This is a genomic window from Pseudomonas sp. PDM21 (assembly GCF_014852505.2).
GTDB lineage: Bacteria > Pseudomonadota > Gammaproteobacteria > Pseudomonadales > Pseudomonadaceae > Pseudomonas.
In genome coordinates this window covers 802,984-824,273 of record NZ_CM181223.1, presented here as the reverse complement: position 1 = coordinate 824,273, position 21,290 = coordinate 802,984, and the positions used below count along the sequence as shown (strand labels likewise).

Annotated in this window: 20 protein-coding genes; 6 read left to right on the top strand and 14 right to left on the bottom strand. The window is 67.7% G+C overall.

Translation table 11 applies throughout. The annotated features are described in order from the left end of the window. The first annotated feature begins 16 nt into the window (after positions 1-16). Entirely contained in the window at positions 17-1,873 is a 1,857-nt protein-coding gene (locus tag IB275_RS04045; protein WP_192290351.1) for a TonB-dependent receptor domain-containing protein, read from the top strand. Between the two features lie 293 nt (positions 1,874-2,166). On the opposite strand, the gene IB275_RS04040 is transcribed toward IB275_RS04045, so the two are convergent. Genes IB275_RS04040 through IB275_RS04025 form a run of 4 tightly spaced genes read right to left on the bottom strand, consistent with a single transcriptional unit; the run spans position 2,167 to position 5,801 of the window. Beyond that, positions 2,167-2,766, bottom strand: a complete 600-nt coding sequence (locus tag IB275_RS04040) for an HAD family hydrolase (protein ID WP_192290353.1) — start codon at positions 2,764-2,766, stop codon at positions 2,167-2,169. After that, the gene (tesB, locus tag IB275_RS04035) at positions 2,763-3,632 is read right to left on the bottom strand and encodes an acyl-CoA thioesterase II (protein ID WP_192290355.1); all 870 of its coding nucleotides are present in this window, start codon (positions 3,630-3,632) and stop codon (positions 2,763-2,765) included. The genes IB275_RS04040 and tesB overlap by 4 nt, the downstream gene beginning before the upstream one ends. Positions 3,633-3,645: 13 nt before the next feature. Then, positions 3,646-5,262, bottom strand: coding sequence for a nitroreductase family protein (locus tag IB275_RS04030; RefSeq protein WP_192290357.1), 1,617 nt, complete (start codon positions 5,260-5,262; stop codon positions 3,646-3,648). Next, a complete protein-coding gene (locus IB275_RS04025) occupies positions 5,259-5,801 on the bottom strand; it encodes a GNAT family N-acetyltransferase (RefSeq protein WP_192290359.1) in 543 nt (180 codons plus the stop codon). The genes IB275_RS04030 and IB275_RS04025 overlap by 4 nt, the downstream gene beginning before the upstream one ends. A 211-nt stretch (positions 5,802-6,012) precedes the next feature. Here IB275_RS04025 and IB275_RS04020 point away from each other — a divergent pair, with 211 nt between their 5' ends. Both IB275_RS04020 and IB275_RS04015 read left to right on the top strand, forming a co-directional pair. Continuing rightward, positions 6,013-7,218: an MFS transporter gene (locus tag IB275_RS04020; RefSeq protein ID WP_192224594.1), complete on the top strand. Its 1,206-nt coding sequence runs from the start codon at positions 6,013-6,015 to the stop codon at positions 7,216-7,218. A gap of 102 nt (positions 7,219-7,320) precedes the next feature. Continuing rightward, a complete protein-coding gene (locus tag IB275_RS04015; protein WP_192290398.1) occupies positions 7,321-8,244 on the top strand; it encodes a histone deacetylase family protein in 924 nt (307 codons plus the stop codon). Here the strand turns inward: IB275_RS04015 and IB275_RS04010 are convergent. After that, positions 8,229-8,729, bottom strand: coding sequence for a hypothetical protein (locus IB275_RS04010; RefSeq protein ID WP_192290400.1), 501 nt, complete (start codon positions 8,727-8,729; stop codon positions 8,229-8,231). The two genes, IB275_RS04015 and IB275_RS04010, sit on opposite strands and share 16 nt — an antisense overlap. A gap of 309 nt (positions 8,730-9,038) precedes the next feature. Between IB275_RS04010 and IB275_RS04005 the strand changes: the two genes are divergently transcribed. The 3 genes from IB275_RS04005 (at position 9,039) to IB275_RS03995 (ending at position 11,404) form a co-directional block, all read left to right on the top strand. Beyond that, entirely contained in the window at positions 9,039-10,280 is a 1,242-nt protein-coding gene (locus tag IB275_RS04005) for a TIGR03862 family flavoprotein (protein WP_192290402.1), read from the top strand. A gap of 60 nt (positions 10,281-10,340) precedes the next feature. After that, positions 10,341-10,946: a GNAT family N-acetyltransferase gene (locus tag IB275_RS04000; protein WP_192290404.1), complete on the top strand. Its 606-nt coding sequence runs from the start codon at positions 10,341-10,343 to the stop codon at positions 10,944-10,946. Positions 10,947-11,035: 89 nt separating this feature from the next. After that, entirely contained in the window at positions 11,036-11,404 is a 369-nt protein-coding gene (locus tag IB275_RS03995; protein ID WP_192290406.1) for a VOC family protein, read from the top strand. A 166-nt stretch (positions 11,405-11,570) separates the two neighbouring features. On the opposite strand, the gene IB275_RS03990 is transcribed toward IB275_RS03995, so the two are convergent. From IB275_RS03990 to IB275_RS03950, 9 genes are all read right to left on the bottom strand, one after another. Further along, a complete protein-coding gene (locus IB275_RS03990; protein ID WP_192290408.1) occupies positions 11,571-13,049 on the bottom strand; it encodes an aldehyde dehydrogenase family protein in 1,479 nt (492 codons plus the stop codon). A 25-nt stretch (positions 13,050-13,074) separates the two neighbouring features. Further along, a complete protein-coding gene (locus tag IB275_RS03985) occupies positions 13,075-13,893 on the bottom strand; it encodes an ABC transporter permease (protein WP_081517210.1) in 819 nt (272 codons plus the stop codon). Between the two features lies 1 nt (position 13,894). Further along, on the bottom strand, positions 13,895-14,806 hold the full coding sequence (locus tag IB275_RS03980) for an ABC transporter permease (RefSeq protein WP_081517209.1): 912 nt from the start codon (positions 14,804-14,806) through the stop codon (positions 13,895-13,897). A 95-nt stretch (positions 14,807-14,901) separates the two neighbouring features. After that, positions 14,902-16,044 carry an ABC transporter substrate-binding protein gene (locus IB275_RS03975; protein WP_081517208.1) on the bottom strand — a complete coding sequence of 381 codons (1,143 nt, stop codon included), beginning with the start codon at positions 16,042-16,044 and terminating at the stop codon, positions 14,902-14,904. 50 nt (positions 16,045-16,094) lie between these two features. After that, positions 16,095-17,210: an ABC transporter ATP-binding protein gene (locus tag IB275_RS03970; RefSeq protein WP_192290410.1), complete on the bottom strand. Its 1,116-nt coding sequence runs from the start codon at positions 17,208-17,210 to the stop codon at positions 16,095-16,097. A gap of 300 nt (positions 17,211-17,510) precedes the next feature. Beyond that, on the bottom strand, positions 17,511-18,329 hold the full coding sequence (locus tag IB275_RS03965; RefSeq protein WP_151189338.1) for a helix-turn-helix transcriptional regulator: 819 nt from the start codon (positions 18,327-18,329) through the stop codon (positions 17,511-17,513). Between the two features lie 169 nt (positions 18,330-18,498). After that, complete coding sequence (gene rhlE1, locus IB275_RS03960; protein WP_192290412.1) at positions 18,499-19,881, bottom strand: RNA helicase RhlE1; 1,383 nt, start codon at positions 19,879-19,881, stop codon at positions 18,499-18,501. 50 nt (positions 19,882-19,931) lie between these two features. Then, positions 19,932-20,408, bottom strand: coding sequence for a LabA-like NYN domain-containing protein (locus IB275_RS03955; protein ID WP_192290414.1), 477 nt, complete (start codon positions 20,406-20,408; stop codon positions 19,932-19,934). 93 nt (positions 20,409-20,501) lie between these two features. After that, positions 20,502-21,251, bottom strand: coding sequence for a DUF2076 domain-containing protein (locus IB275_RS03950; RefSeq protein ID WP_192290416.1), 750 nt, complete (start codon positions 21,249-21,251; stop codon positions 20,502-20,504). Between the last annotated feature and the right edge of the window lie 39 nt (positions 21,252-21,290).

Genomic DNA, 21,290 nt, shown 5'->3' with positions numbered 1-21,290 from the left:
CTTTTGAGGACGTTCCATGAAACTGACCCGACTCGCCCTGGCCACCAGCCTGCTGCCCGGCCTGGCCTTCGCCGCCGACGACATCTACCGGCTCTCCGACCAGGTGATCACCTCCGCACGCCAGGCCCAGCCGCGTGCCGAAGCCACTTCGGCCAACAGCGTATTCACCCGTGCCGACATCGAGCGGCTACAAGTGCGCAGCGTGCCCGCCCTGCTCGCCCGCGTGCCCGGCGTGCAGATGGGCAGCTCCGGCGGCGTGGTCTCGTACTCCGTGCGCGGCACCAGCACCGCGCAGACCCTGGTCCTGGTCGACGGCCAGCGCGTCGCTTCTGCAAGCAGCGGCATCGCCCGCCTGGACTACCTGAGCATCGACAGCATCGAGCGCGTCGAAGTGACCCGTGGCCCGCGCTCCGCCCTGTACGGCGCCGACGCCATCGGTGGGGTCATCCAGATCTTCACCCGTCGCGGCGAAGCCGGCCTGCACCCCGAAGTGCGCCTGGCTGCCGGCAGCCACGGCACCTTCGAACGCAGCCTGAGCCTGTCCGGCGGCGACGAGCAGACCCGCTACAACCTCGGTGGCAGCCTCGACGAGAGCCGGGGCTGGGATCGCACCAGCGACAACGTCGGCGCCGACAACGATCACGACGCCCAGCGCAACAAGGCCGTGCACCTGAACCTGGACCACCGTTTCAGCGAGGACTGGAAGGCCGGCCTGAACCTCAACGACCAGCGCGGCAAGAACGAATACGACGACGCCTACAACTTCGAGCCGGGCTTGCCCCGCGACGAATTCCGCGTCAGCAGCTACAGCGCCTACCTCGACGGCCAGATCACGAAGATGTGGAACAGCCACCTGGAACTGGGCCGCAGCTTCGACCGCAACAAGGCCGTGGGTGCCGCCGACAGCTGGAACAACGGCACGCTGGAAACCACCCGCCACTCGGCGAGCTGGATCAACCGCCTGCAACTGGACGACGCCAACCAGCTGGCGCTGGGCACCGACTGGTACGAAGACAAGGTCGACGGCACCACCGCCTTCGCCGACGACCAGCGCAGCAACCGCGCCTTCTTCGCCCAGCACAGCTTCAAGGGCGACAGCTTCGGCACCGAGCTGGGTATCCGCCACGACAACAACCAGGCCTACGGCAGCCAGAACAGCTGGAACGCCGCCTTCAGCCTGCCAGTGGGCGACAGCCAGACCTGGATCGCCAGCTACGGCGAAGGCTTCCGCGCGCCGACCTTCAGCGACCTCTACTACCCCGGCGCGAGCAACCCGGACCTCAAGGCCGAGACCTCGAAGACCTACGAGCTGCAATGGCGTGGGGACTTCTCCGGCACGCATCTGGAAGCCTCGCTGTACCGCACCGAGATCGACGACCTGATCGCCTGGGACAGCACCAGCAACCAGCCCGAGAACATCAACAAGGCGCGCATCAATGGCTTCGAGGCCAGCGTCGCCCGCGACGTGCTCGGCTGGCAGGCCGCGCTCGGCCTGAGCCTGATCGACCCGCGCGACCGCGACACCGGCCACACCCTGCCGTACCGCGCGCGGCGCACCCTGAGCCTGGACCTGGATCGCCAGTTCGGCGCCTTCGGCGTCGGCGGCACCTGGCGTGCGGTCAGCCAGCGCTACGACGATGCGGCCAACACCCGCGAGCTGTCCGGCTACGGCGTGCTCGACCTGCGCACCAGCTGGCTGGCCAGCGACGAGATTCGCTTCGACCTGAAGCTGGATAACGCCCTGGACCGCGACTACACCCTGGGCGACTACCTGCGCCCGACCAGCCCGATGGACTTCATGGGCGAAGCCCGCCCCTACCAGGAACCTGGCCGCACCGCGCTGCTGGCGGTGACCTGGACGCCGGAGCTTTAAGAGAAGCGGCCTGACGGCCCCTCACCCTAACCCTCTCCCGGAGGGAGAGGGGACCGTTCAGCGCACGATGAAACTACAGCGTCAGCCGGCACAATCTGCTCCCTCTCCCCCAGGAGCGGGGCGCGCAGCCAGGGCTGGGGTGAGGGGGAAACGTCGGCACAGACTTGCCGGAAAGAAGACAGTTTCGTAGGGCGCATAACCTGGAACAGGTTATCCGCCGCACGTTACTCCGGCGGATAACGCTGGCGCGTTGTGCGCCCTACACCCACCCAGCCATCGGTGTGGGGATGAGGTCAGCCCAGCACCCCCGCCATCCGCCCCAGCTCCGCACAGTCCTGCGCGTGCCAGTCGGTCAGCTCGGGCCAAGGGTTCTCTGGCAGGTTCACCAATGCGCTGTGCGCACCGGCGGCGCGGGCGCAGTCGAGGTCGAAGCGGTAGTCGCCGACCATCAGCATTTGCTGCGGCGCCACGTCCCAGCGCGCGGCGAGGCGCAGCAGGCCGTCCGGGCTGGGCTTGGGGTCTGCCTCGCCACGGCCGAGAACATCCTCGGTCAGGAAGCAATCACCGATGCCAATCGCAGCCAGCGTGATCAGCGCCAGCTCATGGGCATTGCGGGTGAGGATGCCCAGGCGATAACCGGCGCCATGCAGCGCACGCACCAACTCGACTGCGCCGGGAGCCGCAGTGGAAGCCACCGCCAGCTCGCGCTCGTGCTTCAGCAGCCAGGCATGCTTGGCCGCCGCCTCGTCCTCCGGCAGCGCGGCCAGGTGAGTGAGGATGTCGTGCTCCTGGGGAATCCCCAGGGCGCGCTTGATCGCCGGGAAGTCATGCACCGCCAGGGTCAGGGTGCCGTCCATGTCGAACACCCAGTGGCGGATGCTTTCCAGCGTCATGCCCAGTCCTCGCGGCGGCGGATCAGGCCTTCCTGGGTCGAAGAGGCGACCAGCTGGCCGTCACGGTTGAAGATGCTGCCGCGTACGAAGCCGCGGCCATTGCCGGCCCAGGGGCTGTCGATGGCGTAGAGCAGCCACTCGTCCGCGCGCAGATCGCGGTGGAACCACACGGAATGGTCGATGGTGGCGACCTGCATGTCCTTCTGCCACACCGAGCGACCGTGGGGCAGCAGCGAGGTGGTGAGGAAGCCGAAGTCCGAAGCGTAGGCGAGGATGTACTTGTGCAGCGCCGGGACGTCCGGCAGCTTGCCGTCGGCGCGCAGCCAGAGGTACTTGACCGGCTCGCCGACCTCGGGATCGTACGGGTCGTTCTCGGTCACCGGACGGATTTCGATGGGCTTGGGGTAGAGCAGCTTGTCGCGGATACGCTCGGGGAACTGCGCAGCGCTGCGCTTCTTCAGTTCCTGATCGGTCGGCAGATTCTCCGGGCCGACCACGTCAGGCATGGCGATCTGGTGCTCGAAGCCTTCCTCATCGGTCTGGAACGAGGTGCTCAGGGCGAAGATCGGCTGGCCTTTCTGGATCGCGGTGACGCGACGGGTGCTGAAGGTGCCGCCGTCACGCACCCGGTCAACCTGATAGACGACCGGCTTGCTGGCGTCGCCCGGGCGCAGGAAATAGCCATGCATCGAATGCACGTGGCGCTCCGGCTCGACAGTCTGGCTGGCCGCCGACAGCGCCTGGCCGAGTACCTGCCCGCCGTACAGCTGGCGGAACCCGAGGTCCTGGCTCATGCCGCGGAACAGGTTCTCTTCGATCTGCTCCAGGCTCAGCAGAGCCACCAGGTTGTCCAGGATCTGGGTCATGCGCGTTGTTTCCTCAATTGCGGTCTTGCTGAAGTGGGAGTCGGCGTGGCGACGGATATGCGGGAAGACTGCTGAGGCGTTCGTCCCAGACCGCGCGGCCGATGGTGAAATGATAGAGGCTGACCGGGCAGTCCGGACCGCCGCTGAGCAATTCGTCCAGCGCCGGGTCGAAATAGCAGCCAATGCCGGTGCCCGACAGGCCCGCCGCTTCGGCTTCCAGGTAGAGCAACTGGCCGACCTGTCCGGCTTCCCAGTACAGGCGCGGGTAGGTCCACGCGCCCTCGGTCAGCGCGGCATCAAGATCAGCCAGCATGGCGAAAGCGACGCAGCCGTCGCTGGCGATGTCCTGCCCGCAGGAGAGGAACGCCGATAGCCCGCGTGCGTCGCCGGACAGCAGGCGGTACAGCGGCACGCCGCTCTCCTCCACGCTCTGCCACAGGTAATCCTCGCGCAGCCCACCCGCCTCGCGGCCGCTGCGGCCCAACCAGTAAAGGCCCGGATCCAGGCCCTGGACGCGGTGGACGAACAGCAGCAGGTCGAGGCGCGCCGGCTCGCCAGTACAGGCGAAGGGCACGGGCGAGCGCTCGGGCATCAGGCGGCGCAGCCAGGCATACAACGGCTCGGCGTGAATGCCGCTGCGGCCGTCCATGGACTGCGCGCTGCGTCGGCGATGCAGGATCGGGCGCAGCGGCAGGCCGGGGTTATCCACAGCCGCCTCGGCTTCCGATGTCGACCAGTCGCGCGTTGGCAGCGCAGGAGCACGGCACAGCTGATGCACCCGCTCCAGCTCCGGCCAGTGGCGATAGTCACGCGACAGGCGATTGGGCATCCCCGTCAGCGGCAGCTCGGCGAGGCCCTTGAGCAGCGTGTTCGGCAGCGTGATTTCGGCAGGTTGCGCCGGGCCGATCCACAGCAGTGCATCGGCGAATTCGTGCTCGCTGAAGCCTTCACGGTCGAGGCCGATCAGACTATCCAACTGCGCTTCGGGCACACCGCGCAGCAGGCGCACTTCCCAGCCCTGGATCGCCGCGGCAATGGCGAGACAGGCCAGCGCGTGGCCAAGGTCGTGATTGCAGTAGCGGTAGGCGCGCTCGCCGTACTTCCAGGCCTCGCGCCAGGGAATGCTCGCCAGCGCCAGCAGGAATCCACCGGCGGGCAATGCATCGTTCAGTTGGCTGGCCAGCGGCGCAGGCCACTCGGCGCGCACCTCCAGCACATGCTCGTCGGCGCTGTAGTGCGCCAGCAGCGCAGCGTTATCCACAGCCCCGGCGGGCAGCAACAGATAGGCCTCGGTCGGGTGCAGGTTGCCGCTCGACGGATTGACCCGCAGCGCCCAGCGGCTGCTGCAAGCGTCTTTCCAGGCCGACAGCGCCAGGCTGTCGTAGAGCAGTTGCGAGACGCTGGCGAGGTTCAGCGGCGCGGGCGCACCGAGGGGGCCGGCGAACACCTCGTCATATCCCGGCGACTCTTCCTGTGGCCGGTGCAGCAGCTCGATGCAGCGCGCCCCGGCATAGCGGCGGAAGGCGGCCGGCTGGGTCGCCCAATCGAGCTGGCCGGGGCCGGGGGCGAAACGCTCCGGGCGATGGCTGCTCAGCTCGTGATAGGCGCGCACGCCTTCGCTCGGCGTCATGGCCGAGAAATCCGATAGAGCACATGCAGGCGCAGCGGATGGCCCTGCGGCAGGCGCGGATGCTCGAAGTCACCGGCTTCGTCACGCTGCATCCCCAGGCGCTGCATCAGCCCCTGGGACGGCAGGTTGGCCGGCACGGTGAACGCCACTACTTCCTCCAGCCGCAACTGCTCGAAGGCGAAGGCCAGCGCCGCGCGTGCCGCCTCCAGCGCATAACCCTGCCGCCAGTAGGCCGTGTTGAAGCGCCAGCCGATTTCCACCGCCGGAATGAACGGCGCGTCGAAGGACACCCGCTGCAAACCGAGCACGCCAATGAATGCTCCATCCTCGTGACGCTCGACTATCCACTGGCCAAAGCCGTGCTCGTCGAAGTGCTTGAGGATGCGGGCGGCCAGCAGGTCGCTGTCCTCGCGGCTCATGCAGGCGGGGAAATGGCGCATCACCTCGGCGTCGGCGTTCAGCGCCGCGAAGGGTGCCAGGTCGTCATGGCGCCACGGCCGCAGCAGCAGGCGCTCGGTGGTCAGGCTGGGAAAATCCATGGGAATCATCGCGGATCAGCAAAGGTCACCATGATACCCGGCGACGGGCCTGTAGGACGCAATCCGTCAGACGAGGCGCAATCGATTCAGCACAGAGGCGGCTTCATCTGGTATTTTTCTCCTACCTTCGCTGTCGGTCACTGCCTTGACCGTGCTCACGCAGACAGCCGCGCCGCCATGGCGCACCGCAAAAAAAGACCAAGGAACTCCCATGACGACCTCCACCACCGGACTGCAACGCAGTACGGCTCTGGTGCTTTTCGCATTGGCTGTCGGCGGCTTCGCCATCGGCACCACCGAATTCGCCACCATGAGCCTGCTGCCCTACTTCGCCCCGGCACTGGGCATCGATGCCCCCACCGCCGGCCACGTGATCAGCGCCTACGCCCTGGGCGTGGTCGTCGGTGCGCCGCTGCTGGCGGTGCTCGGCGCGCGGCTGCCACGGCGTACCCTGCTGGTGCTGCTGATGGCGCTGTTCGCCATCGGCAACGGCCTCAGCGCCCTGGCGCCAACCTACCACTGGATGCTGCTGTTCCGCTTCATCAGCGGCCTGCCCCACGGCGCCTACTTCGGCATCGCCGCGCTGGTCGCCGCCTCCATCGTGCCGCCGCACCGGCGCACCGTGGCGGTCGGGCGGATGTTCCTCGGCCTCACCGTCGCCACCATCATCGGCGTGCCGCTGGCCAACTGGCTGAGCCAGGCCGTGGGCTGGCGCTGGAGCTTCGCGCTGGTCGCCGCACTCGGCGTGCTGACCATGATCTGCGTACGCGTCCTTGCGCCCTACTCGCCCGCCGAGCCGGACTCCAGCCCGCTGCGCGAGCTGGGTGCGCTCAAGCGCGGCCAGGTCTGGCTGACCCTGGGTATCGGCGCCATCGGCTTCGGCGGACTGTTCGCGGTGTACACCTACCTGGCCGACATCCTCGGCGCGGTGACCCACGTTTCGCCGAGCATCGTGCCGCTGATCCTGGCGGTGTTCGGCATCGGCATGACCCTGGGCAACCTGTTCATCCCGGTGCTCGCCGACCGCGCCGTGATGCCCACCGCCGGCGGCCTGCTGGTGTGGAGCGCGGTGGTGCTGGCGATCTTCCCGTTCACCGCGGGGAACATCTGGGCCATCTCGATCTGCGTGTTCTTCGTCGGCTTCGGCGGTGCGCTGGGCACCGTGCTGCAGACCCGCCTGATGGACGTCGCCGAAGACGCCCAGGGCCTGGCCGCAGCGCTGAACCACTCGGCCTTCAACTTCGCCAACGCGCTGGGCCCGTACCTCGGCGGCCTGGCCCTGGCGGCCGGCTACGGCTGGACCTCGCCGGGCTGGGTCGGCAGCCTGCTGGCCATCGGCGGCTTCGTGCTGTGGTCGGTCTCGGTGGCCACCAGCCGCAGCGCGCGACGCGACGCCGCCCTCTCCAACGAAGGCTGAAAACGCGGGCTCGAATGAAAAGTGGCCGGCGCAATGCCGGCCCTTTCGTCTGCGCGCTGCGCCGACGTACCCTGTGCAGCACATTCCCGATCCGCCGACGCCATGCCGCTGCCCCTGGTCTACCACGACGACTACAGTCCGCCCTTTCCGGACAACCACCGCTTCCCCATGGAGAAGTTCCGCCTGCTGCGCGACCACCTGGTGGACAGCGCCCTGGTGGAAGACGCGCAATTGCTGCGACCGGAACTGTGCCCGACGGACGTCCTCGCCCTGGCCCACGACCGCGACTACATCGAGCGCTACTGCAGCGGAGAGATGAGCCGCGAGGAGCTGCGCCGCCTCGGCCTGCCCTGGACTGAAGCCCTGGCGCGCCGCACGGTGCGTGCGGTGGGCGGCTCACTGCTCAGCGCGGAGCTGGCACTGAAACACGGGCTGGCCTGTCATCTCGCCGGTGGCACCCACCATGCGCACCACGACCATGCTTCGGGCTTCTGCATCTTCAACGACCTGGCAGTGATCAGCCTGTACCTGCTGGAAAGCGGCAAGGCCAGCCGCGTGCTGATCTTCGACTGCGACGTGCATCAGGGCGACGGCACCGCGCGCATCCTGGAAAACGTACCGGACGCGGTGACGGTATCGTTGCACTGCGAGAAGAACTTCCCCGCGCGCAAGGCGCAGAGCGACTGGGACATTCCCCTGCCGCTGCACCTGGGCGACGGGGAATACCTGAAAGTGGTGCAGGAGGCGCTGGATTACCTGCTGCCGCTGTACCAGCCGGACATCGTGCTCTACGACGCCGGCGTGGACGTGCACAAGGACGATGCCCTGGGCTATCTGCAGCTCACCGATGCGGGACTGGCGGCGCGCGATGAGCACGTCATCCGTCGCTGCCTGTCCAGTGACATCCCGGTGGTGGGCGTGATCGGCGGTGGCTACGACAAGGACCGCCACGCACTGGCCCGGCGCCACGGCATCCTGCACCACAGCGCCGCGCGGGTGGCGCGCGAGTTTCAGTTGGACCGGTAGCGCGAGTTGTTGGTGTCCATGCGCGTAGGCAGACGCTGCTGCTCCCAGCGCATCATCTCGTGGTCGGAGAACCCCAGCAGCGCGGCGGCGCGTGGCCGGCAATCCGCAGCGTAGTGCTTCTCGCAGAAGCGCATCACCTGCTCGGGCACGTGGTGCAGCAGCAGCTCCTGTGCGCGCAATGGCCCCGCATACTGCAGGTAGCGCGGCAGCAGGCGGCTCCAGTTGGTGAACACGTAGAGGTTGTGCAGTGCGATCTGGATCGACAGCAGCTCCAGCACGCGTTGCTCGAACTTCTGTTTCGACCCCTGCAGGTTCTTGTTCAGGCGCACCACCATGTGGGCCACCGCCTCGTTGAGCAAGGCGCGGATTTCCTCATTGGGGAGGCTGCGGATGACAATATCGAGGCCATTCACCCGCACGCGGGTGTCGCTGCCTTCCACCCATAGGTGGGCCTCGTGGGAGCGAAGGTAATCACGGACTTTCATCGACAGTCGGACCAAGGTTGCAAGAGGCCCGCATGCTGATGGATTCACAAAAGCGCCAACATCGGCGCAATCCCGATCCCCTGTAGGAATTCTCGCAACCCCTACCCATCAGGGATCGAAACGGCGCTTCCTCACCTCCCTGGGTTTTCCACGACAACTGTGGAGCGGCCTGTGGATAAGCTGCGGGAAAGCGGCTGACGCGCCCGCCCCGCCGGCTCCGGGCCAGCTGGACGAAAAATGAGCAACCGGTGTGCAGTGCCCCTGCGCTAGAATTGCGCCCTTTCCCGCCCTCCTTCGCCTGGCCCCCGCATGACCGATTCCCGCCCGCTCGCCTCCCGTACCGCCTTCGTCATCGGCGGCGGCCCCGCCGGCCTGATGGCGGCCGAAGTCCTAGCCGGCGCCGGCGTGCAGGTGGAGCTGTTCGACGCCATGCCCTCGGTCGGGCGCAAGTTCCTGCTGGCCGGCGTAGGCGGCATGAACATCACCCACTCCGAGGAGCGCGAAGCCTTCCTGTCGCGCTACGGCCAGCGCGCGCGGACCCTCGCGCCGCTGATCGACGCCTTCGACAACCAGACGCTGTGCGCGTGGATTCATGGCCTGGGCATCGAGACCTTCGTCGGCACCTCCGGTCGCGTCTTCCCCACCGACATGAAGGCCGCACCGCTGCTGCGCGCCTGGCTCAAGCGCCTGCGCGAAGCCGGTGTAGTCATCCACACTCGCCACCGCTGGCTGGGCTGGAACGCCAACGGCGCACTGCTGATCGACGGGCCGGACGGCCAGCGCAGCCTGAGCGCCGATGCGACAGTGCTGGCCCTCGGCGGCGGCAGCTGGCAGCGCCTGGGCTCGGACGGCGCCTGGGTGCCGCTGCTCGCCGAGCGCGCGGTAGATATCTCGCCGCTGCGTCCGGCCAACTGCGGTTTCGAGGTGGCCGGCTGGAGCGAGTTCTTCCGCGACAAGTTCGCCGGCGCGCCGGTCAAGCCGGTGGCGCTCTCGCTGGCCGGTGGCACGCCGCGCCAGGGCGAGTTCGTGGTCACCACCGGCGGCATCGAAGGCAGCCTGGTCTATGCGCTTTCCGCCGGTATCCGCGAGCGCATCGAGCAGACCGGCAGCGCCACTGTGCACCTGGACCTGCTGCCCAACCGAAGCCTGGAACAGGTCGCCAAGGCCGTCGCCCAGCCGCGCGGCTCCAAGTCCATGGCCAACCACCTGCGCGGTCGCCTGGGACTGGACGGCGTGCGCGCCGGGCTGTTGCGCGAGTTGTCCACAGCCGCCGACTACGCCGATCCACAACTTCTCGCCCAGCTGATCAAGGCGTTACCGCTGACCGTGGTGCGCACCCGCCCGCTGGATGAAGCCATCAGCAGCGCCGGCGGCGTGACCTTCGAGGCGCTGGACGAGCAGTTGATGCTCAAGGCATTGCCGGGTGTGTTCTGCGCCGGCGAAATGCTCGACTGGGAAGCCCCCACCGGCGGCTACCTGCTCACCGCCTGCTTCGCCAGCGGTCGCGCCGCCGGGCTTGGCGCACTGAAGTGGCTTGAGGCGCAGGGCTGAACCCTGCCAAAACTTGAACCATGGTGCTAGATTCTCGATTCCCCCTCAGGAGTCGCCTGCATGCCGCTGACCTTCCGCCGCGCCCGTCCCGATGATGTCGACGCCGCCGTCCCGCTGATCTACAGCTCCGGCCCCGACGCCTTCGACTATGCCTTCGCCCGCCCCGGCCGCAACAGCGCCGAGGACTTCCTGCGCTACGCCTTCGCCCAGGGCAGCGGGCAGTTCGGCTGGCGCCAGCACTGGGTCGGCGAACAGGACGGTCAGGTGGTGGCGGCCGGCACGGTATTCGGCGGCGAAGTGAACCTGGGCTACATGCTCGCGGCCACGCGGCAGATTCTCGGCTACTTCGGCGTGGGCTCGGCGGGAGTGATCCGTCGCGGTCTGCAACTGGAGAAGATCATCTGCCCGCCGCCACGCAAGACCCTGTACCTCGCGCACCTGGGCGTCATGCCGACCCTGCGCGGCGAAGGCCTGGGCAGCCAGCTGATCGACCACTTCCTGCAGATCGGCCGCAGCATCGGCCTGCCCATGGCGGCGCTGGATGTCTCGACGGCCAATCCCAAGGCCCAGGCGCTCTACGAGCGGCTGGGTTTCAGCGTGCAGGTGGAGCGCACCTCGACCCTGCCGGGCGTGGCCGGCAGTCGCTACATGCAGCGCCAGCTCTGAGTTAGACTCGCGACCAGCCGCCCGCCAGAGGCCGCCTGCTCCTTTGCCGTCATGAATGCCTGCTCACGAAATACCAGGAAGGTTGCCCCATGAGCACTGCCAGCGTTGAACTGAAAGTCTTCGTCCCCGCCCGCGATTTCGCGCTCTCCCAGCAGTTCTACAAGGACCTGGGATTCCTCTCGCCGTGGAACTCCGAGGAGCTCGCCTACTTCCACCATGGCGATCACTGCGCCTTCCTGCTGCAGAACTACTACGTCAGGGAGTTCGCCGAGAACCTGATGCTGCACCTGCTGGTGGAAGACGCCGACGCCTGGTACGCCAGGGTCCGCGACGCCGGCCTTGCCGAGCGCTACGGCGTGCGCCTGGGCGTGCTGGAAGACCAGCCGTGGAAGATGCGCGACTTCACCCTGCACGACCCGAGCGGCGTGCTCTGGCGGATCGGGCATAACCTCGACTGAATTTAACGCCCTAGCGCGCGCCACAGGACATGCCGCGCCAGAGCCTACCCTCTCCCCCCGCCCTCTCCCTGAAGGGAGAGGGAGCTATCCGTGCCGGCTGACGCAACCGTTTCAACCTGCACCGAGCCAGTCCCCTCTCCCTTCGGAGCAGGGCGCGCAGCCAGGGTTAGGGAGAGGGCAGGTACCACCCCCAAGGCTGATCCGAGATGTACTCGGTCACCTGCTTCACCTCCAGGTAGTTCTCCAGCCCCCACACGCCCAGCTCGCGGCCGATGCCGCTCTGCTTCATGCCGCCCCAGGGCGCCTGGGTGAAGGTCGGCTGCGAACAGTTGACCCAGACGATCCCCGCGCGCAGCCCGTCGGCTACCCGCGCGGCGCGCTGCGGATCGGCCGACATCACCGCGCCGGCCAGGCCGAAGCGGCTGTCGTTGGCCAGGCGCAAGGCCTCGGCTTCGGTCCTGAAGCGCTTCACGCAGAGCACCGGACCGAAGATTTCCTCGCGCCAGATCAGCGCATCCTGGGCCGGCTCGTCGAAGATTGCCGGCTCGATGAACCAACCCTCGTCCAACCCCGCTGGGCGCTTGCCGCCGGTGAGCAGCCGGGCGCCGCCGGCACGGCCCTTGTCGACGAAGCCGAGCACCTTCTCGTGCTGCCCCTGGCTGACCAGCGGGCCGAGCAGCACGCCCGGCTTGAGGCCGTTGCCGATGGTGATGGCGCGGGTCGCTTCCACCAGCCGCTCGATCAGCCGCGGGGCAATGCCCTCCTGAACCAGAAGGCGCGAGGTGGCGCTGCACACCTGACCCTGGTTCCAGAAGATGCCGAACAGAATCCACTCCACCGCCGCCTCGACATCGCTGTCGTCGAAGACGATGAAGGCCGACTTGCCGCCCAGCTCCAGGCTGACGTTCTTGATGTCCTGGGCCGCCGCCGACATGATCCGCGAGCCGGTCGGCACGCTACCGGTGAAGGCCAGTTTGTCCACCCCCGGATGCTGGCTCAGCGGCCCGCCGGCCTCCGCGCCGAGGCCCGGCAACACGTTGAGCACGCCCGCCGGCAGGCCCACGGCGTCCGCCGCGGCGGCCAGTTCCAGCGCGCTCAGCGGCGTCAGTTCCGAGGGTTTGAGTACGCAGGTGGCGCCCGCCGCCAGGGCCGGTGCGACCTTCCACGCCGCCATCAGCAGCGGGTAGTTCCACGGGATGATCTGCCCCGCCACGCCCACCGGCTCCTGGCGGATGCGGCAGCGAAAGCGCTCGTCGGGCAGCGCCAGCAACTGGTCCTGGCGCTGGTCCAGTTCCCGCGCCAGCTCGGCGTAGTAGCGGAAGCAGCCGATGGCGTCGGCCACGTCCCACTGCGCCTCCGGCAGCGGCTTGCCGTTGTCGCGCACCTCCAGTTCGGCCAGGGCATCCTGGTTGCGCTCCAGCTCCCCGGCCAGCGCCTCCAGCCATTCGGCGCGCTCGCTGCCACGGCTCTGCCCCCAGCCACGATTGAACGCGGTACGCGCCGCGCGCACGGCGTGGTCGACATCTTCCTCGGTGGCCGCCGGCACTTCCTGCAGCGGCTGGCCGCTGGCAGGGTCGAAACTGGTGAAGCGGCCGCCCAGGTCCGGCTTGACCCACTGCCCGTTGATGTAGAGCTGGTCGCGCATCCTCGAGTCTCCTTGAAGGCGGCCCTCAGGCGGCCTGAACGCCGGTGCGGCGGTTCTGCAGGTAGCGGGAGGTGAACAGCAGCGCCAACGAGGCGCAGATGATCACCGTGGAGATGGCGTTGATCTCCGGCGTGATGCCCCGGCGGATCGACGAGAAGATGTAGATCGGCAGCGTGGTCTCGGAGCCGGCGACGAAGAAGGCGATGATGAAATCGTCGAAGCTGAAGGTGAACGCCAGCAGGAAGCCGGCGAGGATGGCCGGGGCGATCTGCGGCAGGGTCACCCGCCAGAAGGTATCCAGCGGCGGCGCGTAGAGGTCGGCGGAGGCTTCCAGCAGCGACTTGTCCATCGCCTCGACGCGGGTGCGGACGATCACCATCACCAGCGCCATGGTGAACAGCGAGTGCGCCGCCACCACGGTGCCGAAGCCCATGTTGAGTTTCGGCAGGCCGATGTCCAGCAGTGCCAGCAGCGGGTTGAGCACGTCGAACAGGGTGATGAAGGCAATCAGCGTGGCGATGCCGATGACGATGCCCGGCACGATGATCGCGCAGTAGGTCAGCGCGTCGAACAGCAGGCGCACGCGCTTGCCGACCCGCTGCAGGCCGAACACCGCGAGGGTGCCGAACAGCGTGGCGATCAGTGCCGAGCACAGGGCGATCAGCGCGCTGTTGCCCAGGGCTTCCAGGATGAACGGGTTGTCGAAGGCGCGGCCGAACCACTGCACCGAGCAGCACTGGAAGCTCAGCCCGCTGCGCCCGGCGTTGAAGGCGAAGAGCATGATCAGCGCGATGGGCGCGTAGAGGAACAGGTAGACCGAGGTGGAGTAACTGCGCAGCCACATGTCAGAGCACCCCGTCGTTGCGCGAGCCGCCGTAGCGGGCCACGAGTTTCAGGTAGACGCCGATGATCACCAGCATCATCGCCACCAGGGTCATCGCCACCGCGCTGCCGAACGCCCAGTTGCGCGATTGCAGGAACAGGTCGACCAGCGCGTTGCCGACGAAGAACACCTTGCCGCCACCGAGAATGGCCGGGATCAGGAACTCGCCCATGAGCAGGATGAACACCAGCATCACCCCGGTGATCACCCCCGGCGCGGACAGCGGCAGGGTGATCCGGCGGAAGGTCTCGAAGGCGCTCGCGCCGAGGTCGCCGGAGGCTTCCAGCAGACGCTTGTCGAGCTTCTCCAGGGTCACGTAGATGGGGAATACCATCAGCGGCAGGTAGCCGTAGACGATGCCGATCAGCACCGCGTAAGGCGTGTTGATCAGGCGCACGTCGGCGATGCCGAAGGTTTCCAGCAGCGCCGGGATGCCGCGACCGCTGAGCAGGAAGATCCAGGCGTAGGTACGGATCAGGAAGCTGGTCCAGAACGGCACGATCACCAGCGTGAGCAGCAGCGACTTGTTGCGCCGCACCTTCACCGCCAGGAAGTAGGCCAGCGGGTAGGCCGCCAGCAGGCACGCCAGGGTGCCCAGCGGCGCCAGGGTCAGGGTGTTCCAGAAGGCCTGGGCGCGGGAGCCGAGGTTGAGGTAATTCTCCAGCGTCAGCCCGCCGCCGTAGCCCCCCACGGCGCTGCGCTCGCCGAAACTGAAGACCAGGATGATCACCAGCGGCATCAGGAGCAGCAGCAGGAACCACAGGGTGGACGGCAACAGCAGCAGGAGCGTGACGCGCCGGCCGAGGCTTTTTGCGCGCGAGGCGCTGGGCGTCGCCTGGGTCTGCGGCAACGGGGCGCTGACAGCGATGTTCATGTTCGATTCCCTACGCATGGAACGGACCTTCGCGGTAGGGCGAATAACGCGCCAGCGTTATCCGCCGCATTCCGCACAAGCGCCAGAATTGCCGATCAGGCGGCCTTGAACCGCGCCATCAGTTCGGCGCGCGCCGGGCTGGTGAGGGTCGCCGCGGCGCCGAACTCCAGCGGCGACAGGCGCTCGGCCGCCGGGTACATGATCGGGTCGTCGAGCATCTCCTTGGAGAGCAGCGCATCGACGCGCTTGTCCCCGCTCGGGTAGCCGTGGGAGAGCACCTCCAGCTTGTTGTGCTGCGGGTCGAGCAGGTAGTTGATGAACGCGTAAGCGGCATCGCGGTGCTCGGCGCTCTTGGGAATGGCGAAGAAGTCGCTCCAGATCTCGCCGCCTTCCTTGCCCAGCACGAAGGTCATGTCCGGGTTGTCGCGGTGCAGCTGGGAGGCGTCGCCGGTCCAGGCCATGGCCATCCAGGCGTCGCCGTTGCGCAGCGAGGGCTGGATGTCGGAGTTGATCGCGAACAGGTGCGGCTTGGCCTGGATCAGCAGCTTCTCGGCCTCGGCCAGCTCCTTGGGGTCCAGCGAGTTGAAGCTGTAGCCGTAGTACTTGAGCGCGTTGCCGATGGCTGTGAGCTGGTAGTCATGGACGATGGTGCGGCCCGAAGCGCTGGTCAATGTCAGGTCCCAGAACTGCTTCCAGGAATCCGGGCTGCCCTTCACACGACTGGCGTCATAGACGATGCCGGTGGTGCCCCAGTTCTTCGGCACCGCGTAGACCTTGCCGTCCACCGTGCCCTGGGCCATGAAGCGTTCCTCGAAGGCCTTGGGGTCGAAGTTGGGGATGCGCGACAGGTCCAGCGGTTCGATCAGCCCGAGCTGCACGTAGGTACTGATGGTGTAGTTGGTCGGCACGAAGACGTCCCAGCCGCTACCGCCGGCCTGCAATTTGGCGAGCATCTCCTCGTTGGAACCGAACACATTCATCTGCACCCGCGCGCCGGTAGCCTTGGCGAAGGCATCGAAGTTCTCCTGGCTGTGGTAGTTCGGCCAGGTGGCCAGGGCCAGGCGGTCACCGATGTTGCTGCCTTCGGCCGCGTAGGCCTTGCCGCTCAACAGGCCGGGAGTGTTGGCGGCGACCACCGCCATCGCCAGCCCGAGGCCGGTCTTGCCGAGGAAATCGCGCCGCGTGATGGAGCCGTTTTCCCAGCTGCGCATCGTCTTGATGAAGCTCTTCTTGTCCATCGTCACTCCCCGCCTGTCTGCTGATTGTCGTTATGGTTGGATCGTCGAACTCAAAGGGCCATGGCCAGGCCGCTGGCCTGGTTCCAGCCGACCTGTACCGGCGCGCCGTGCTCGAAGGCTTCCGCCTCGCCGCCGGCCTTGCGCGGCACGCGCACGCAGACGATGCCGAAGGCGTCGGTGCGTACGCGGTATTCAGTGAGGTTGCCCAGGTAGATGCGGTCTTCGACGCGACCCTTCAGGCGCACTTCTCGCTGCAGCTCCGAATCGGCGGCGGCGATGCCGACCAGCTCCGGGCGCACGGCGATGCAGCCCTCGGCCTGGGGCGCCAGCGCGGGGCCGGTGGGCGTCGGCGGGCTGCTCAGTTCCAGCCCGGCCGGGGTGCCCAGCACCACGCGACCGGAGTCGAGGCGGCGCACGGTGCCGGAAAACAGGTTGGACTCGCCGATGAAGTCGGCCACGTAGCGGCTCGCCGGGGTTTCGTAGAGCGCCTCGGGGGTGGCGGTCTGGATGATCAGGCCGTCCTTCATGATGCTGATGCTGTCGCTCATCGACAGCGCTTCTTCCTGGTCATGGGTGACCAGCACGAAGGTGATGCCGACCTCGCGCTGCAGGCGCAGCAGCTCCGACTGCATCTCCTTGCGCAACTTGCGGTCGAGAGCGGCGAGCGGCTCGTCGAGCAACAGCACGGTGGGCTTGTTCACCAGCGCGCGGGCCAGCGCCACACGCTGCTGCTGGCCGCCGGAAAGCTCGTGGGGCTTGCGCGTGCCGAAGCCGGACAGGCGCACCATCTCCAGCGCCTCGTCGGCCATGCGGCGCTGCTGCGCGCGGTCCGGGCGCGGCGTGCGGTAGCGCAGGCCGTAGGCGATGTTCTCGGCCACCGTCAGGTGCGGGAACAGCGCGTAGTGCTGGAACACCATGTTCACCGCACGCTGGTGCGCCGGCACCCCGGCCACTGCCTTGCCGGCCAGCAGTACCTCGCCTTCGCTGGGCTGCTCGAAGCCGGCGATCATCCGCAGGGTGGTGGTCTTGCCGCAGCCGGAGCTGCCGAGGAAGGAATGGAAGGCGCCGCGCTTCACCCTGAAGCTCAGCCCGTTGACCGCCGGCACGCTGCCGTAGCGCTTGACCACGTTGCGGAATTCGATATCGAAGTCCTGACCGCTCTCCATCACCGCGCGCTCCCGCTTTGTTCTTGTTGGGGCTCACGCTAGCAACGGGGCTTTCAGGGTGTATATATCCCTCGGGGGATAGATGTCGGGATTGGATCGCCCGGTGCGCGCGCTGACTCTCCCCCGCAGGAGCGCGCCATGCGCGCGATCGCGGGCATGGCGCGCTCCTGCAATGGGCGCCCGGAGCTTCCGATGACTGTAGGGCGCATAACCTGGAACAGGTTATCCGCCAGCGACGGCACGGCGGATAACGCTGGCGCGTTATTCGCCCTACATGACCGTAGGAGCGAGCCGCGTGGCTCAGCCAACCTCACGCATCCCACCCGCCGCATCGCGCCCCGCCAGTTCGCGAATGAACAGCCCGAGCAGCTCCGACTGGCTGCCGATGCCGAGCTTGGCGTAGATGTTCTTGCGGTGGATCTTCACCGTGCCGGGGCTGATGTCCAGCTGTTCGGCCACCGAGGCGCTGGAGTGGCCGCGCAGCAGCAGCTGGACGATCTCCTGCTCGCGGGGCGTAAGCAACTGGGCGCCGAACTGGTCGAAGGCCTCGCGGATCTGGTAGTCCAGGTCCTGCGCCGGGCGCGGTTGCGCGCGGCGCAGCTCCCAGGCCTCGCGCACCACCTGCTCGACCACCGGCCGCGCGCACTCCAGCAGTTGCATCTCGTCGCGGCTGTAGGCGGGACTGGAGGTCTTGCGCATCAGCGAGAGCACGGCGGTGGCGCCATCGGCGAGGTCGATGAAGAAGGCGATCTCCTCGGTCAGGCCGGTCTGCTGGTAATACGTCTGGTAGTACTCGCCCAGGTAGAAGTGGTCCGGCGCGAACTGCCGCAGGCGCCACAGCCCCGGCGCCTGGTGGCGGGTGCAGGCGAGGTAGAAGGGATCGAGCAGGTAGGGTCCGACCTGGTAGTCCTCGACGTAGACGTGGCGGACGTCGGCCGGGAAGGTGTCGAACAGGTCCAGCGGCCGGTGGTTGCCTTCGTAGACGAAGAGCACGAAGTTATCCACCGCACAGACCTGCTGCAGCCACTGGCTGAGACCGAGCAGGCGCGGACGACCGGCGGCCAGCGGGAGCAGATGGGCGACTCCGCCGGTCCAGGCTTTGAGTTCCTTGTGGCGCATGGGCTGTCGTTCTTGTTGTGTGCGCGATGGGCACACTATAGGCGTTCGGGATTCCACACGGAAATGCAGCTTTTGCGCCACACCCCGCAAGACCCCGCCGCGCCTGAAGACAGCGGCTGATTCAGGCTCTGGCGCGCACCGCGATGAAGCAGGGGCGCGCCGAATCGGCTCAGGGCCGGCGAGCGCCCTTGCCGTTCGGCTTGCCAGCGGACGATTTGCCGGAAGAAGGTTTGCCAGCGGCCGGTTTACCGCCGAGGCCGAAGCCCGGCGTCCTGCGCACCGCCTTGACCTGCGGCTTGTCGTCCAGCAACGAGCCAAGGTGCACCTTGCCCGGCTTGCCTTCGGGCACCTTGGGTTGCTTGGGCTTCTTCGGCTTCTTCGTGATCTGGCCACCCGGAGCGGTGACGGGCACCCGGTGCTCCGCCTCGAAGCCGTCTTCCTCCTGGCGCTGCAGGGTCTGGCCGATCAGCGTCTCGATGGCGGCCAGCTGCTGCACTTCATCGGCGCAGACCAGCGAGATCGCCTGCCCGCTGGCGCCGGCACGGCCGGTCCGGCCGATGCGGTGCACGTAATCCTCGGGGACGATGGGCAGGTCGAAGTTGACCACCAGCGGCATCTCCTCGATATCCAGGCCTCGCGCGGCGACGTCGGTGGCGATGAGGAAGTCCACCTCGCCGGCCTTGAACCGCGCCAGGGCGCGCAGGCGCGAGGGCTGCGGCTTGTCGCCGTGGATCGAGTCGGCGCGGATGCCTTCGCGCTGCAGCAGGTCGACCAGTTCGTCCACACCCTTGCGGGTCTTGGCGAACACCAGCGCCTGGCGCCAGCCCTGTTCGCGCAGCAGGTGCAGGAACAGCTCGGCCTTGCGCTTCTTGTCGACGGTGAGCAGGTGCTGCTTCACCGTCTTCGCCGCCGTGTTGCGCGGTGCCACGTCGATGGTCAGCGGGTCGCGCAGCAGGGTGCGGGCCATCTGGCGGATGGCGTCGGAGAAGGTCGCGGAGAACAACAGGGTCTGCCGGCGCCGGGGCAGCGCGGCGAAGACCTCGTCCAGTTCGCGGGCGAAACCGAGGTCGAGCATGCGGTCGGCTTCGTCCAGCACCAGCACCTGCAGCTGGGTGAATTTCAGGGCGTTCTGCCGGTACAGGTCGAGCAGGCGGCCGGGCGTGGCCACCAGTACGTCGACGCCCTTGCGTAGCTTCATCATCTGCGGGTTGATGCTGACCCCGCCGTAAGCCACGGCAGTGCGCAACGGCACGTGCTGGCCATAGGCGCGGAAGCTCTCGTGCACCTGCTCGGCCAGCTCGCGGGTCGGCACCAGCACCAGCGCGCGGATCGAGTTGGCCGCCACCTGCGGACCTTCCTGCAGCAGTTTCTGCAGCAGCGGCAAAGCGAAGCCGGCGGTCTTGCCGGTGCCGGTCTGGGCGGCGGCCAGCAGGTCGCGCCCCTTGAGCACGGCCGGGATGGCCTGGGCCTGCACCGCCGTCGGGTTCTGGTAGCCGAGCCCGTCGAGGGCGTGCAGGAGGGGATCGATCAGGCCGAGATTGGCGAAGGTCATGGAGCGCTCGCAGAAACGATTCGGAATGGGCGGCATTGTAGCCGCAAGGGTCAGGAGCGCAGCAGCAGCGCGCCTTCGATGGGCACGTAGCGGGTGGCCGCGCGGATCAGCGCCTGGGCGGTGAGGCCCGGCACGCCGTAGGCGGTGGCGTCGGTGCCACCGGCACGGACGCGGTCGAGCAGCAGGTCGAAATCGCCGTCGCCGGAGGCCAGCACGACCTCGTCCACCTTCGGCGCGGCGTCGAGGATATCGATGGTGATGCCGACGTCCCAGTCACCCTTGGCCGAGCCGTCGGCGCGCTGGATGTAGGGCTTGAGCTTCACGGTGAAGCCGAGCTTGCGCAGGATCTGCTGGAACTGCTGCTGCCTGGCGTCGCCACGGTCGATGGCGTAGGCGTAGGCCTGGACGATGGTGCCCTGGGCACTCAGCTCGGCCCACAGCGCGGCGTAGTTGAAGTGGCAGCCGTAGGCCTGACGCACGGTGTAGTAGAGGTTCTGCACGTCGGCGAACAGGGCGATGGTCTTCAACGGTGACTCCGGGACTCGAACAGCGGGGGCGCATTATCGGCACAGCGGCGCGCCCCCGCCAGTCCCGGCGGGCGGGATGACCCCGCATTCGGGTCAGCTGAACAGGTCGCCGTCGTCGTCACCGAAGAAGCTCGAATCGTCGCCGAAGCTGCCGCTGTCGTCGTAACTCGCATCGTTGAAGCCGTTGTCGGCGTAGCGGTCACCGCCCAGGGATGAGTCATCGCCGCGCCCGTCGTCGAAGCTGGACGGCTCCGGTTGCACTGGCTGCTCCTGGATCACCTCGACGATTTCCTGCGGCTGGTTGTGGTGGAACATGCTGGTCAGCAGGTCCGCCACCATCACGCCACCGGCCACGCCCGCAGCGGTCTGCAGCGCGCCGCGCATGAAGCCGCCGCCCTGGGGCGCCGCTTGCGCAGGCTGGGCCGGCCTGAAGTCGTTCGGGTTGCTGGCGCCGGGGTTGTTGGCGTAAGCCGCGTTACCACCGACCGGTTGCGAGAAGCGTGTCTGGCCCCAGCCGTCTGGGCGCTGCTGCGCCTGATCCTGCCGAGGTTGCGGGCTCTGGCCGCCGCCGAACAATCCGGCAAGGAAGCCGCCGCTGCTCGGCCGCTGCTCCTGCGCCCTGGCCTGCTGCGCTTCCAGTTCCTTGACGCGCTGGTCCAGGCGCTTGATCGCCGCTTCCTGGATCAGCATCGCCTGGGCCATGTAGTAGGGCGCGGCCGGCTGCTGCACCAGGTGCCGGTTGATCTGCGCCTCGGCATCGGCGTCGCGTGGCGCGGTCTGTGCCTGCGCGTCACGCAGGCGGGTGAACAGACCATCGATCAGGGATTGCTCTTCGGAATTCATGGCAGGCCTCGAGTGAGCGGGTGGTTCGGCAGAACATTG